This is a genomic window from Gluconacetobacter sp., from assembly GCF_047721585.1.
Lineage (GTDB): Bacteria > Pseudomonadota > Alphaproteobacteria > Acetobacterales > Acetobacteraceae > Gluconacetobacter > Gluconacetobacter dulcium.
In genome coordinates this window covers 1-12,991 of sequence record NZ_JBDNXE010000047.1, presented here as the reverse complement: position 1 = coordinate 12,991, position 12,991 = coordinate 1, and the positions used below count along the sequence as shown (strand labels likewise).

Genomic DNA, 12,991 nt, shown 5'->3' with positions numbered 1-12,991 from the left:
CCCTATATCGGGGGTCTGACGATTCAACAGGCGTGGGTTATGCAGTTGGCTGACGATCTGAACAGGCGTGCCGTTGCGGCTTTCGATGGCGCCCAATGCTCCTCCCGCCCTGTCATGCCCTCCATGTCGGCGTCGTGCGGGGTGTTGCCGTTCCGGATACAGCGGGATGGGACGTGGCTTTATCGCGGCACGCCGATCCGCCGCAAGCCGATGGTCTGCCTGTTCGCCTCGGTGCTGACGCGGGACGCCGAGGGGGCATACTGGTTACAGACGCCGACCGAACGCGGCACGATCGAGGTCGAGGATGCGCCGTTCGTGGCGATGGAGCTGCATTGGAGCGGCTGCGGGCGCGAGCAGGTGCTCTCCTTTCGGACGAATGTGGATCTGGTGGTCTGTGCCGGGCCGGACCACGCGATCGTGGCGGAATGGGATGTTCCCTGCGAGGAATGCGGCACTGGCCCGGTTCCCTATCTGCATGTGCGCGACGGTGCCGGGGTTTACCCGATCCAGGCCCGAATCGCCCGTTCGGTCTATTACGAACTGGCGGCCCTGGCGGTTCCCGGCACCTGTCGCGGCACGCCGTGCCTGGGCGTGTGGAGCCAGAATGTCTTTTTCCCCCTCTCATGCCTGCCGGCGGGGGACGGGAGCTGAACCGGGGTGGCGAACTGGCGGACCGGCTGGCGGCCCTGCCGCCGGATGCGTGGCGGGGACTGGCGCGGCTGTGGGGTTTGTTGCCGGGGGCGCGGCTGGTCGGCGGGGTTGTGCGCGACCTGCTCGCCGGACGGGCTGTGGCCGATATCGACATGGGTACGCCCGAACCGCCTGAGCGTGTGCAGGCGATCCTGACCGGGGCTGGAATCAAGGTCGTGGCCACCGGGTTGGCCCATGGGACGGTGACCGCCGTGATCGAGGGCCGGCCCTATGAAATCACCACGTTGCGTCGGGACGAGCGGACCGATGGGCGGCATGCCGTGGTGGCCTGGACCGATGACTGGGAAGAGGACGCGGCCCGGCGGGATTTCACGATCAATGCGATGTCCTGCGATCGGGACGGGGTGGTGCACGATTATTTCGGTGGCCGGGTGGATCTGGCGGCCGGGCGGGTGCGGTTCGTCGGCGATGCGGCGGCGCGCATTCGCGAGGATGCGCTGCGGGTTCTGCGTTTTTTCCGCTTTCACGCCCGCTATGGGCGGGGTGCGCCGGATGGGGCGGCGATGGACGCGATCATGGCCTGTCGTGACGGCGTCTGCCGGCTTTCGGCCGAGCGGGTGTGGTCGGAGTTGCGGCGCATCCTCACCGGGCCGGCCGTGGTGGCGACCCTGACGCTGATGGCGGAATGCGGTGTGCTGGCCATCCTGCTGCCGGAGGGATGCGACCTGCCGGCGCTGGCGCGGCTGATCGGGAGCGGAGCGCCGGATGACGCGGTGCTGCGCCTGGCGGTACTGGCGCGGGCTGAGCCGGAGAAACTGGCCGGGCGCCTGCGCCTGTCGCGGGCCGATGTGGCGGCCCTTGTCGCGATCCGGTTGGGGCCGGAGCCTGATCCGGCGCTGGAGGAGGACGACCGCCGTCGCCTGCTGGCCGACGAACCGGCACAGGCCCTGGTCGGGCGGAGCTGGCGGGTGCAGGCGGAGCGGCTGGGGACGGCATCACCCCTATGGGACGCGCTGCGGGCCGATCTGCTGGCGCGTGCGCGGCCGGTCTTTCCGCTGGCGGGGCGGGATCTGGTGCAGGCTGGCATCGCGCCCGGCCCGCGTGTGGGGCAGGTGCTGGAACAGGTCCGCGCCTGGTGGCACGCCGGAGGGTGCCGGGCCGGGCGGCGGGCGTGTCTGGCGCAACTGGAGCGGCTGACGGCGGGGACCGCTTGATACCGGACGGCTCGCGGCCGGCAGCGGCGTTGCTTTCTTTGTCATCCACGGCTTGGTAAAGGGCTGCATGAACGTCGTTTCGTCCCGGACCCCGGCCTCTTCCCCGCCCATGCCTGCGCCGGCCCGGCCGGCGGGAGGCGATGCGCATGAGCGGGGCATGGACCTGCTGCGGCGCGTGTGGCGCGAGGACGTGCGCCACCATCGCGGACGGATCGCGGCGGTGATCGGGCTGACGATCCTGATGGCGTCGCTGACCGGGCTGTATCCGCTGGTCATCCAGCGGGCGCTGGATATGTTCGCCGACCACGATCCGCGCATTCTCTATCAGGTGCCGGCGCTGGTGATCCTGATCACCGCCGCCAAGGCGCTGTCGCAATACGGCCAGACCGTCGCGGTGCAGAATCTGGTGCTGGTGGTGATTCGGGGGTTGCAGGAGCGGATGTTCGCGCATCTGCTCCATGCCGATATCGCGCGGGTCGAGCGCGAGGCGCCGGCGCAGCTTGCCGCCCGGTTTACCACCGATGCCGTCTCGATCCGCGAGGCGATGATCCGTGTCGTCAATTCGCTGGGCGATGTCGTCACCGTCGCGGGGCTGGTGGTGTCGATGTTCTATATGGACTGGGAACTGAGCCTGATCGCGGCGGTGCTGTATCCGATCGCGGCGGTGCCGATCCAGCGGCTGGGTAAGCGGGTCCGGCGGGCTTCGGGCGGTATGCAGGAGCGGATGGGTGAGACCTCTGCCCTGCTGACCGAGAGCTTTTCGCAGGCGCGCACCGTGCGGGTCTATCGTCTGGAGCAGGCTGAATCGAAGCGGGTCGATCATGCGTTCGATCAGTTGCATGCGGCCCTTCTGCGGATTGCGCGGGGGCGGGCGCGGGTCGATCCGGTGCTGGAAGTGCTGGGCGGGGCGGCGGTGGCCGCCGTACTGGGTTTTGCTGGCTGGCGTGCGGCGCTGGGCGGGGCGACGCTGGGCGATTTTTCGGGATTCGTGGCGGCGTTGCTGCTGGCCTCGCGGCCGTTGCGGGCGCTGGGGTCGCTGAATGCCGCGATGCAGGAAGGGTTCGCCGGGTTGGAGCGGATCTTCGCCGTGATCGACGAACCGGCCGATATCGTGGAGGCCCCCGATGCCGGGCCTCTGCCCGAGGGTAATGGCCATCTGCGTTTCGAGGCGGCTTCGTTCGTCTATCCCGATGGGCGGGTGGGGCTGAACGGGCTGAGTTTCGATGCCCGGCCGGGGTTGACGGTGGCGCTGGTCGGGCCGTCCGGTGCCGGGAAATCGACCGCGCTGTCGCTGATTCCGCGCCTGCATGATGTCAGTGGCGGGCGGATCGTGCTGGATGGGATGGATCTGCGGGCCGTGCGGCTGGCCGATCTGCGCGACGCCATCGCCTATGTCAGCCAGGATACGCTGCTGTTCGACCTGTCGGTGGCCGACAATATCCGGGTGGGCCGGCCGAGTGCCACGGATGCCGATATTCGGGCGGCGGCGCGGGCGGCGGCGGCGGAAGCCTTTATCGACGCGCTGCCTGAGGGATTTGCCACCCGTGTCGGCCCTGGCGGGCAGCGCCTGTCGGGCGGCCAGCGCCAGCGGGTGGCGCTGGCGCGGGCGCTGCTGCGCGATCCGCGCGTGCTGTTGCTGGACGAGGCGACGAGTGCCCTGGACAGCGAGAGCGAGGCGCTGGTGCAGGAGGCACTGGGCCAGTTGCGGCAGGGGCGGACGACCATCGTCGTCGCCCATCGGCTGTCGACCGTGCGGTCGGCCGATCTGGTCGTGGTGCTGGCCGACGGGCAAGGGGTGGAATGCGGAACCCATGCCGACCTGATGGCGGCCGACGGGCTGTATGCCCGTATGGTACGAACCCAGGCTTTCGGCCTCTGAATCGCAGGCCGGGGGGAACCGGCCAGTCTTTTCGTCGTGTCTGCCGGGTGGGGCGGTTGATGGATCGGGGACTTCGTGTCATGGATTGACCGACCGGTTCGGTCATTCGACCGCGCTGACGCTATGAGCTGGAACGCAAGAGGAACCGTATGGCCGAGCAAGACGGCGCAGGGTCGGGCGACAAGCCGGAAGAATCGCGCAAAAAGAAACCCAACCCGCTGGTCCGTGTCGGCCTGATCCTGTTCGTGGTCGGCATTGTCGCGGGGGGGGGGCTCTACTGGTTCCTGACCCGCCATGACGTTGAGACCGACGATGCGTTTACCGCCGGGCGTGCGGTGACCATTGCGCCGCATGTGCGCGGCTATGTGACGGAACTGCTGGTGAACGACAACCAGTTCGTCCATGCCGGGCAGGTGCTGGCGCGCATCGACGACCGCGACTATCGGGCGGCGCGCGATAATGCCGCGGCGACGTTGCAGGTCGCGCAGGCCCAGGCGGAAGGGGCGCAGTTCGGACTGACGGTCGCGCAGAAGGATTTTCCGGGCCGGTTGCTGATGGCGCAGGGCCAGTTGCAGGCCGCCCAGGCGCAGCAGTTCAGGGCCGAGACCGATTACCGCCGCCAGCACGCGGTGGCGCGGGCCGCCACCACGCAGCAGGATATCGACTACGCCACGGCGGCGCTTCAGGCCGCCAAGGCGCAGGTGACGCAGGCCGAGGGCAATCTGCGGATTGCCGAGCCGGTGCAGGCCAATATCTCGAACACCCAGACGCGGATCAGCCAGTATGACGCGCAGGTGGCGCAGGCCAGGGCGCAGTTGGTGCAGGCCGAGCTGAACCTGGGATGGACGGAGATCCGTGCCCCGCATGATGGCTGGATTTCGCAGCGCAATATCGAGCGCGGCAGCTTTGTCAGCGAGGGGCAGTCGCTCTTCTCGATCGTCGAGCCGGAAGTGTGGGTGGTGGCGAACTACAAGGAAACCCAGATGACCCATATGCGGCCGGGTCAGAAGGTGGACATCGCGGTGGATGCCTATCCGTTCCTGAACCTGAAGGGGCATGTGGATTCGATCCAGCTTGGCACCGGGGCGACGTTCAGCGCCTTCCCGCCCGAGAACGCGACGGGCAACTATGTGAAGATCGTGCAGCGTGTGCCGGTGAAGATCGTGATCGATCAGGGGTTGCAGCCTGACCTGCCACTGTCGCTGGGGCTGTCGGTCGTGCCGACGGTGCATACGGAATGAGCGATGGCCCGGCGGCCGGCGCGTCTGCCCCGGCGGAGAGGCCATGGAAGCCCAAGGCGAATCCATGGCTGATCGCGGTCGTCGTGACGGTGGCCGCGTTCATGGAAATCCTGGACACGACCATCGTCAACGTCTCGCTGCCGCATATCGCCGGCAGCCTGTCTTCGACCTATGACGATGCGACCTGGACGCTGACATCGTATCTGGTGGCCAACGGCATCGTGCTGACCATTTCGGGGTGGCTGGGAAAGCTGCTGGGCCGAAAACGCTATTTCCTGATCTGTATCTTCATGTTCACCGTGTCGTCGTTTCTGTGCGGCATGGCGACCAGCCTGCCGGAACTGATTCTGTTCCGACTGATGCAGGGGTTCTTCGGCGGCGGGCTGCAACCCAACCAGCAATCGATCATCCTCGATACCTTCCCGCCCGAAAAGCGGGCGGCGGCGTTCGGGCTGACGGCGATTGCCACCATCGTCGCGCCCGTGATCGGGCCGGCGCTGGGCGGGTGGATTACCGACAATTATTCCTGGCGCTGGATCTTCTTCATCAACGTGCCCGTGGGGCTGGCGGCGACGTTTGCCGTGTCGATGATCGTGGAGGACCCGCCGTGGGCGGGCAAGCAGAAGGCGCCGCTGGATATCGTGGGGATCGGGTTGATCGCCATCGGGTTCGGCTGCCTGGAAGTCGCGGTCGATCGGGGCGAGGACGAGGACTGGTTCGGTTCGTCCATGATCCGGATCATGGCGGTTCTGGCTGTGCTGGGGATCGGCGGTGCCGTGGCATGGTTGTTGCGGACGAAAAAGCCGGCCGTGGACCTGCGGGTTTTCAAGGACCGGAATTTCGCGACCGGCACGCTGCTGATCGGGGCGGTGGGCGCGCTGCTCTATGCCTCGGCGATCATCGTGCCGCAGTTCGCGCAGCAGGTGATGGGCTATAACGCCACGCTTTCGGGCCTGATCCTGTCACCGGGTGGCATTGCGGTCATCATCCTGATTCCGCTGGTCGGGCGGTCGATGAAATATGTGAGCCTGCGGACGCTGATCGCGATGGGCTTCTGCTTCATGGGCGTGTCGCTGTTCTGGTCGGCGCATCTGGTGCCGCTGCTGGATTTCCGGCATCTCGTGCTGTTCCGCATGAGCCAGACGGCCAGCCTGGCCTTTCTGTTCGTGCCGATTTCGACCATCACTTTCGCCACCCTGCCGCGCGAGTTGAACGGCGATGCCTCGGCGCTGTTCAGCATGGCGCGCAATGTGCTGGGGTCGATCGCGATTTCGGGTTCCACCGCCATGCTGACGGAGATCCGCCAGGCGCATCAGACGCAGATGGTGCATTGGATGACGCCGTTTCATCAGCCCTATAACGACTATCTGGCCAGGGTGAAGCAGGCGGCGAGCGGGCACGGGGTGGCGCAGGGGGCATTGAATGCGGTCGCGCAGCATCGGCTGTTCGTCGAATTCACGCGGCAGATTTCGATTCTGGCCTACAATGAAGTGTTCATGATCCTGGGGATCGGGGCCTTCCTTGTCGTGCCGTTCTGCTTCCTGCTGTCGCCGATCAAGGGGGGCGGCAAGAAGCCGTCGGCCGGGCATTGAGCGGCAGGAAGACGCGGGGGCGGGTGATCAGCGTCGTGTCGGCTGCGATCGTGCGGGATGGGGCGCTGCTGGTGGTGCGCAAGCGCGGCACCGACAGCTTCATGCTGCCGGGTGGCAAGGGCGAGCCCGGCGAGACCGAGGCCGAGACCCTGCAACGGGAACTGCGCGAGGAACTGGGTTGCGGGCTGCATCCTGACGGGCTGGCGCTGCTGGGGCATTTCGAGGCGCCGGCGGCCAACGAGCCGGGATGCCTGGTCCGGGCGGCGATCTATCGTGGGGACCTGGACGGCGTGCCGGTGATCGCGGCGGAAATCGCGGAGATGCTGTGGCTGGATGTGGAGGGGGAGGAAGACCCGCCGATCCGGCTGGCCCCGCTGCTGAACCGGCATGTGCTGCCGGCCCTGCGCGACGTGGTGGCATAGTCCCTCTCCGATCGACGAATGGGGATGCAAGGGCCGAGGCCCTTGCCGGGTTCGGGCAGAGCCCGACCTTTTCCGCGCGGCCAGCCCATGCGCGCATCGGATGGTGCTGACGGAGGGAGGAACGCATGACGGAAAAACAGATCGGAACGGCCAGGGGCATGGCGATCGGGGCGCTGGTGTCGATGGTGGTGATTGGTCTTCAATATCATTTCAGGGTGCTTGTGCCCGCCGAGGCGTCCTTTCTCTCTGACATCCGGTTCGTCATGAGGGCCGATATCGTTCTGGTCCTGTGGCTGCTGGCGGGTATCGCGCGGATCGCGACGGTACGGTTTTTCTCGCCGCAGGATATAGACGGCAGCGGGCTGACGACGCCTTCGGCGGCGGTTTCGGTCGATCGTGCCGTGCTTCAGAATACGCTCGAACAGCTTGTGCTGGCGCAAGGGGCCTATTTTGCCATGGTGGCGGCCAGCCATCGGACGGTGGTTCTGATTCCGGCCCTCGTGCTGCTGTTTAGCGTTGGGCGGCTGCTTTTCTGGAGGGGATATGAACGGGGGGCGGCGCATCGTGCCTGTGGTTTTGCGCTGACGTTCTATCCCACGATATTCGCCTGTCTGGTGGCGGTCGTTGCCATGGTGTGATCCGGGGCCGCCATGGGGCATGGTCACAGTCTATTGTGTCTTTGAGGTCGGTATGGCTGCGACAGGCCAAAGGGCGTTAGGCCAGCAGCCTCTCCCGGTGAAAAGGAAAGGTGCGGGCCAGCGGAAAAGCTGTGCGTGATTTTCGGATCGGGCTGCGTGATGGTGTAGACCTGCTGGTCTGGATGGAAAATGAAAGCGGCAAAGGGCGTAAGCCGCACTTCCGCTACGAGGTGGATACTGTAATCGGCCTCAAGCGTCTGATCATGGGTGGACATGTGGCCGGAGCGGCCCGAAGCCATGATCCCGTCATCCAGATAATCTGTAGCGTTCCTGTTGAGATGGTGTTCTGTCGCCTTGAACGCCAGAAAATCATGCCTGCGACCGGGAAATCGCGCTGGACCCGATGGATCGGCAGCGGAGACGCGCCGATGCAAGGTGCGTGCGGCACTCGCCGTCAGGGGCGGATTCCATTTCTCGTATCGGCAGCTCTGCCCTACTGTTTTTGAAGAACGGTGGCCGTCACGACCTGATGGGGAGTAAAGCCAAGCGACCGATATAATGCGATGGCCGCTTTATTGTCGGAGTAAGTGTGGAGGAAAGGCGTCTCGCCTCTATCCAGAATACGCTGGGCGACAATACGCATGAGAAAGCCAGCATATCCGCGTCCTCGATAGTGAGGGTGAGTGCATACACCGCTGACCTCCGTAAAATTTCCTGGCTTCATGCGTTCTCCAGCCATGGCGACCAGACGTCCCGCTTCGCGGATACCGACGAAACCGCCCAACTGCCATGTGTCTGCCAGGAAAGGACCGGGGACAGTGAGCATCGCGAGCGCCCGCATTTCAACGGTGTCGTCTGCCCCTAGATCGAAGAAAGAAAAATCGTGTTCACTATCAGTCATATGCGATGCCACCATCTGTAGGCATTCCGCAGTTTTTACGACTTTCAGGCCAGGCGGGGTGGGAAAGCTTTCCTTTTCCACGAGCCAGATTTCTTCATCCGGAGAGAGCAATTCCCCAAATGCCCGAAGATCAATGTCTGTGGCTCCGGCGGACGCGCCGAACGGGGTAATCGTTCTCTGGTAGCACAGTGCATGACTATTACCGACAGAGAGTGCGCTTTGCCGGCCCGTGAGAGCATGCCAGACGGGGCGATTCAGAACATCTAACGGAGGTAAGGCGGGTGTGCGGGTGAGCAAATTCCGAACTGAAGTCAGTGCCTGCGCGAGTGTCTGCCGTTCAGTCTCATTCAATTGTAACAGGGTAGCCTCAATGACATCGTACTGTCTCTGATCGACCTTTTCGAAAACGATACGTCCCTTGGCAGTCAGTTTCATGGGGCGTGAACGGCCATCTTCCGATGATCGTTCGCGTGCTATCCATCCTTCATTCTCGAACCGACGTATCATGCGACTCAGATACCCGCGATCCAGTGCCAGGACATCCTGCAGGACATTGGCCTGAACGGGTTCGCGGTTTGCGATTTCCAGGAGAAGACGGGCTTCCGTCAGCGTCATGTCGCTGCCCAGAAAGCGTGAATCGAGCGCCCCGACATATCGCGTGTAAAAGCGGTTGAAATCACGAACCGCTGCTATCGCCTGTTTCATATTCATCCATTCTGGCAAAAAGTTGCCTGAAGCAACTATATGCCTGATCGAGAGACAATGCACGCGTTTTGAGTGGAAAGAGCCCGCTTCATGGCGAACGAACCCTGTCGCAAGGTGACGGGCAGGGAGGAGGTTGAGATCGGCAAGCGGGCGGGGGCCTATGCTGAATTTGATGTGTCTGGTGTGATGCTGGAGAAGGAGACGCATCATGTCCCGGCGCAAGGGGCCGGTGGCGGCATTGCTTCCGGTTGGTCGAAGCCTTCTGGCCGGTCGGTGGCCTGGTCCTGGACCCGTTCGCGGGTTTGGGTTCGTCTTTGGTGGCGGTGGAGCATCTGGGGCGGGACTGGCTGGGCATGGAACTGGAACCGGCCCACATGGTCACGCTAACCTGCCGGGAGACCTGGCACGGAACGGCGAGGGGGCGGCGTAAGTGCCCCCTTTCTTCATCTCACCGGCTCGCCCGTTCCAACCGCGAGGCCAGTCTCGCCCGGACGCGCACGGTTCCGGTCGCGTGGACTGTCGCGACGGGGTTGGAATATGCTGGCGGCATGAGGATTGCCGTGATCGCCGATGTCCATGGGAACAGCCTGGCTCTGGAAGCCGTGCTGCGTGATATTGCTCATGAAAATCCCGACCTGATCGTGAATCTGGGGGATCTGGTTTCTGGACCGTTCGACCCGGCGCGCAGTGCGGATATTCAAATGTCGCTTTCTGCCGTAACGGTGGCAGGCAATCACGAACGCCAGTTGCTGACAGGTGGGGCGGGTGCCTCCGACGCCTATGCGCGGCCGCGCCTGTCGGAAGACCATTGGAAATGGCTGCGGTCGCTTCCCGGTACGGCGAGGTTGCTGGATGGGCGGGTGTTCGCTTGTCATGGCAGCCCGGCCGGAGGGGACCTGGAATACTTTCTGGAAGATGTCTCGACGGGGCACGCGCGGCTTGATCGCCCTGACGCTATCCGCCGTCGGGTAGTCGGGGCCGGTGATGCACAACTCGTGTTGTGTGGGCATACCCATATCCCGCGTGTCGTTGTGAGTGATGGCGTTGTTATCGTTAATCCTGGCAGCGTCGGGATGCCTGCCTATGACGACGATCGCCCGGTCGCGCATGTCATGGAGGCGGGGTGCCCACATGCGCGCTATGCTCTGGTCGCCCCATCGTCTTCGGGATGGCGCGTCGACCTGCGGGCCGTTCCCTATGATTTCGAGGCGGCTGCGCGACAGGCGGAGCAGGCCGGACGGCCCGAAATCGCGTTTGGGGTGCGTACAGGTCGAATGCCGTGCTGAATGATGTTGGGCGCGGGTGCTTTTTGCGCGACCTGGGGAGGTGACGATTCGGCGTATGGTTTTCGGTTTTGCGATGCGCGGTTTGGGCGTCGGGATGACGGTGATCGCTGCCTGTTTGCTCAATTTTCGAAGCGAACTGGCTGATATGGGAGGCATTTGAGGTCGTCCGGTTTTCGGCGCAAACATTCAGAAGCAGACGTCTCCGTTCAACGCCGAACGGTTCATTCTCCCGGCCGGTTGTGGCTGGGTGGGGTCGGTTCCGGCTGGGAGCAAAATGACACCCTAAGCGGCCGCGCCCTTGGGCCAGAGGTATTCGCCGGTGAGGAGGATGTGCGCCCAGCCAAGCGGTGAGACATGAGCAAGGAGGTCATTGGACTTGTGGCGGCTTCCAACAGACATCTCAACCGAATGTCGATGGCCTGGACGCTGATGCCTGCACATCCGCAATCTCGATTGCAGATATGAGGGCGGGAGTGGGAACGGTCAGTCGCTTGTTCTCAGAGACAGCCTCGTGATGGCGCAGGTAGGCATTGGTCCGCATCATAACAGCTTTTGTGAGCGGGAATGAATCCCACGGCATAGGGGCCGACCAGCTCCTGCAGACCGCTAGTATCCGCAAGTACGATTCCGCATTTCCGTTGGCGGACAGGCCCCGCAATCCATCCAGATAATCGTTGCGCATGATGGTCGGTATGATAATGCGCGCCTGTCTGGAACGCGCGAGCTCGCCATTCATCATCAGACGCGCGACACGGCCGTTGCCATCAAGAAAGGGGTGGACTTCGGAGACCACGAACATCGCGAAGGCGGCTCTGGCGAACGGGTCGGCCAGAGCGCGTAAAAACTCATACCCGCGCTTGAGCGTCCCCCGGACAAGGTCCGGGGCGACGAACTCATATGTGCCCGCCCTGTTCGCGATTTCCTTGTAGATTCCTGGCGTCTTTTCCGGCCGCCCCTCCATGATGGCAGAATGCCGACGCTTCAGCGCGGCCTCAAATGATTCGAACGTATCGATTGCGGCTGCCAGATCCCCCTCATCGGAAGCGACGCGCCAAGTCCCGAGAATGTCATGTGCGTCCTGCGGGCGTTCTTTGGGGATCTGGTTGGCGAAGACGATGTTCTCCGCCTCGGATACCTCGAATTCGGTCCCTTCGATGAAGTTCGAAAAATAGGACTCGAAAAAAGCGACGTTGGCTCGAGCCTCCGCAGTCGCGGGTTCTGGCAACATGGGGAAGTGCTCGCTGTGAAGCTTCCTCCATAATCTTTCGAACATGGCAACGCGGTCATCGTCGTAAGGCGCGCCATCAATGCGCGCAACGGCGGTCGGCGCCGTAACACCAGCAGGAGAGAGCTGCGTGCCCAGCAAGGCTCCGCACAACCGGTCTAGTTTGTCCATCTCCGCTTCGCGGCCGATGAGCGTTGCAACAGACTTAGCTTCATCCCGTATTCTGTTCAGGGCAGTATCTCCGTGCAGACGGAGCTGCCGCTCCAGATACCCCTCGATAGCCGTCATTCCGGCAGTCCGAGATAGCCCGCTTCTGGCTCGTGACGGCGCCATATTGTCTAGGACGATACGCCCAGCCGAAGACATTCGCAAAGCGCCTCCCATGAAAGGTAAGTCCTGAGCCGTACATATCCCCGTCCTCGTGCGAATGCGAAAACCTGGGATGGCGAGGTCACTTGTACGCCCTGAGACAACGAAGATTGAGCCGTCGTCTGCCGGGCGCGCCTCGAAGGCGGTCCTGTCGACGATAATTGCTCCAGGACAAAGCAGACCGACAATTTCCCAGATATGCTGGCCGACAAGGATCGACAGCCTATCGGCCGGACGCATGTCGCGCGTATAAAGGCCCTGAACGACACGTTGCAGTTCCCCGGCCTTAACCCGTTTGCTGATATCGGCGGTATTAACTTTGGTCGAGACGACAAAGAGAGGCAGGGCGGGTGACATCAGGTGCTCCTAATCCGGTGTAGTAACCGCAATCACTCTTGGCTTAAGAGCGCGCCCGGCCCGGATTTTGCAATCTTTTTTGGTTTAATGGTCCGGGAAAGTGATTTTCCTTGGGTTAAGAGCTTTTGTGGCCTGCATCCCGCAGGGATTGGCAGAGGCCAGTTCTCGCACCACAATCGTCACGTCCACTTTGAAAAAACTTAGTGTCTGGTCGAGATCTTTCTATGAAATTTCAATCACTTGCAGGTATGGTAGATTTCACCGGACCTTGAAATCATTGATTTTTATTCGTTGCAAACTTGGTGGACGGGGTACGTCCCGCTTATACGGTTTTGAAATTGTTCAAAATGATCTCGACCGGACTCTTAGTGTCCGTCCAAGAACATCTTGAATCATTGGAATCGTTTGTGATTCCCTGTCAGCGCACCCGCTTCGCAGGAGTTGCTGATGTGGACCGCCGAGAACCGTGCCCGATATGACCGGAGCCAGCTTCGCTATCCGAGCGATCTGA

The 12,991-nt window shown here is 63.2% G+C and carries 11 protein-coding genes; 8 read left to right on the top strand and 3 right to left on the bottom strand.

The window, feature by feature from the left end; all coding sequences use genetic code 11:
- Nucleotides 1-114: 114 nt before the first annotated feature.
- The 7 genes from ABF821_RS10520 to ABF821_RS10490 all read left to right on the top strand — a co-directional run bounded on the left by ABF821_RS10520 (nucleotide 115) and on the right by ABF821_RS10490 (nucleotide 7,637).
- Entirely contained in the window at nucleotides 115-651 is a 537-nt protein-coding gene (locus ABF821_RS10520) for a DUF1285 domain-containing protein (RefSeq protein WP_415529974.1), read from the top strand.
- A complete protein-coding gene (locus ABF821_RS10515) occupies nucleotides 624-1,865 on the top strand; it encodes a CCA tRNA nucleotidyltransferase (protein ID WP_415529968.1) in 1,242 nt (413 codons plus the stop codon). Before ABF821_RS10520 ends, ABF821_RS10515 begins: the two co-directional genes overlap by 28 nt.
- Before the next feature lie 109 nt (nucleotides 1,866-1,974).
- The gene (locus tag ABF821_RS10510; RefSeq protein ID WP_259654655.1) at nucleotides 1,975-3,744 is read left to right on the top strand and encodes an ABC transporter ATP-binding protein; all 1,770 of its coding nucleotides are present in this window, start codon (nucleotides 1,975-1,977) and stop codon (nucleotides 3,742-3,744) included.
- Nucleotides 3,745-3,893: 149 nt separating this feature from the next.
- Nucleotides 3,894-4,985 (top strand): HlyD family secretion protein, encoded by a 1,092-nt coding sequence (locus tag ABF821_RS10505; RefSeq protein ID WP_415529967.1) that lies wholly within the window; start codon nucleotides 3,894-3,896, stop codon nucleotides 4,983-4,985.
- Nucleotides 4,982-6,577, top strand: coding sequence for a DHA2 family efflux MFS transporter permease subunit (locus ABF821_RS10500; protein ID WP_183008878.1), 1,596 nt, complete (start codon nucleotides 4,982-4,984; stop codon nucleotides 6,575-6,577). The genes ABF821_RS10505 and ABF821_RS10500 overlap by 4 nt, the downstream gene beginning before the upstream one ends.
- 23 nt (nucleotides 6,578-6,600) lie before the next feature.
- On the top strand, nucleotides 6,601-6,999 hold the full coding sequence (locus ABF821_RS10495; RefSeq protein ID WP_183009032.1) for an NUDIX hydrolase: 399 nt from the start codon (nucleotides 6,601-6,603) through the stop codon (nucleotides 6,997-6,999).
- A gap of 125 nt (nucleotides 7,000-7,124) precedes the next feature.
- Nucleotides 7,125-7,637: an MAPEG family protein gene (locus tag ABF821_RS10490; RefSeq protein ID WP_415529966.1), complete on the top strand. Its 513-nt coding sequence runs from the start codon at nucleotides 7,125-7,127 to the stop codon at nucleotides 7,635-7,637.
- Between the two features lie 23 nt (nucleotides 7,638-7,660).
- On the opposite strand, the gene ABF821_RS10485 is transcribed toward ABF821_RS10490, so the two are convergent.
- Nucleotides 7,661-8,071, bottom strand: coding sequence for a carbohydrate porin (locus ABF821_RS10485; RefSeq protein WP_415529965.1), 411 nt, complete (start codon nucleotides 8,069-8,071; stop codon nucleotides 7,661-7,663).
- Nucleotides 8,072-8,130: 59 nt separating this feature from the next.
- Nucleotides 8,131-9,453, bottom strand: a complete 1,323-nt coding sequence (locus tag ABF821_RS10480; protein ID WP_415529964.1) for a GNAT family N-acetyltransferase — start codon at nucleotides 9,451-9,453, stop codon at nucleotides 8,131-8,133.
- Nucleotides 9,454-9,491: 38 nt separating this feature from the next.
- Here ABF821_RS10480 and ABF821_RS10475 point away from each other — a divergent pair, with 38 nt between their 5' ends.
- On the top strand, nucleotides 9,492-10,529 hold the full coding sequence (locus ABF821_RS10475) for a metallophosphoesterase family protein (RefSeq protein WP_415529963.1): 1,038 nt from the start codon (nucleotides 9,492-9,494) through the stop codon (nucleotides 10,527-10,529).
- Between the two features lie 400 nt (nucleotides 10,530-10,929).
- Here ABF821_RS10475 and ABF821_RS10470 read toward each other — a convergent pair whose 3' ends face one another.
- Nucleotides 10,930-12,480, bottom strand: coding sequence for a Fic family protein (locus ABF821_RS10470; protein WP_415529962.1), 1,551 nt, complete (start codon nucleotides 12,478-12,480; stop codon nucleotides 10,930-10,932).
- Nucleotides 12,481-12,991 lie beyond the last annotated feature (511 nt).

Bases quoted from the DNA above. Each gene is read 5' to 3' on its own strand.
- ABF821_RS10520 (WP_415529974.1), top strand. From the start codon at position 115: ATGCCCTCCATGTCGGCGTCGTGCGGGGTGTTGCCGTTCCGGATACAG.
- ABF821_RS10510 (WP_259654655.1), top strand. From the start codon at position 1,975: ATGCCTGCGCCGGCCCGGCCGGCGGGAGGCGATGCGCATGAGCGGGGC.
- ABF821_RS10500 (WP_183008878.1), top strand. From the start codon at position 4,982: ATGAGCGATGGCCCGGCGGCCGGCGCGTCTGCCCCGGCGGAGAGGCCA.
- ABF821_RS10505 (WP_415529967.1), top strand. From the start codon at position 3,894: ATGGCCGAGCAAGACGGCGCAGGGTCGGGCGACAAGCCGGAAGAATCG.
- ABF821_RS10515 (WP_415529968.1), top strand. From the start codon at position 624: ATGCCTGCCGGCGGGGGACGGGAGCTGAACCGGGGTGGCGAACTGGCG.
- ABF821_RS10470 (WP_415529962.1), bottom strand. From the start codon at position 12,480: ATGTCACCCGCCCTGCCTCTCTTTGTCGTCTCGACCAAAGTTAATACC.
- ABF821_RS10490 (WP_415529966.1), top strand. From the start codon at position 7,125: ATGACGGAAAAACAGATCGGAACGGCCAGGGGCATGGCGATCGGGGCG.
- ABF821_RS10480 (WP_415529964.1), bottom strand. From the start codon at position 9,453: ATGATGCGTCTCCTTCTCCAGCATCACACCAGACACATCAAATTCAGC.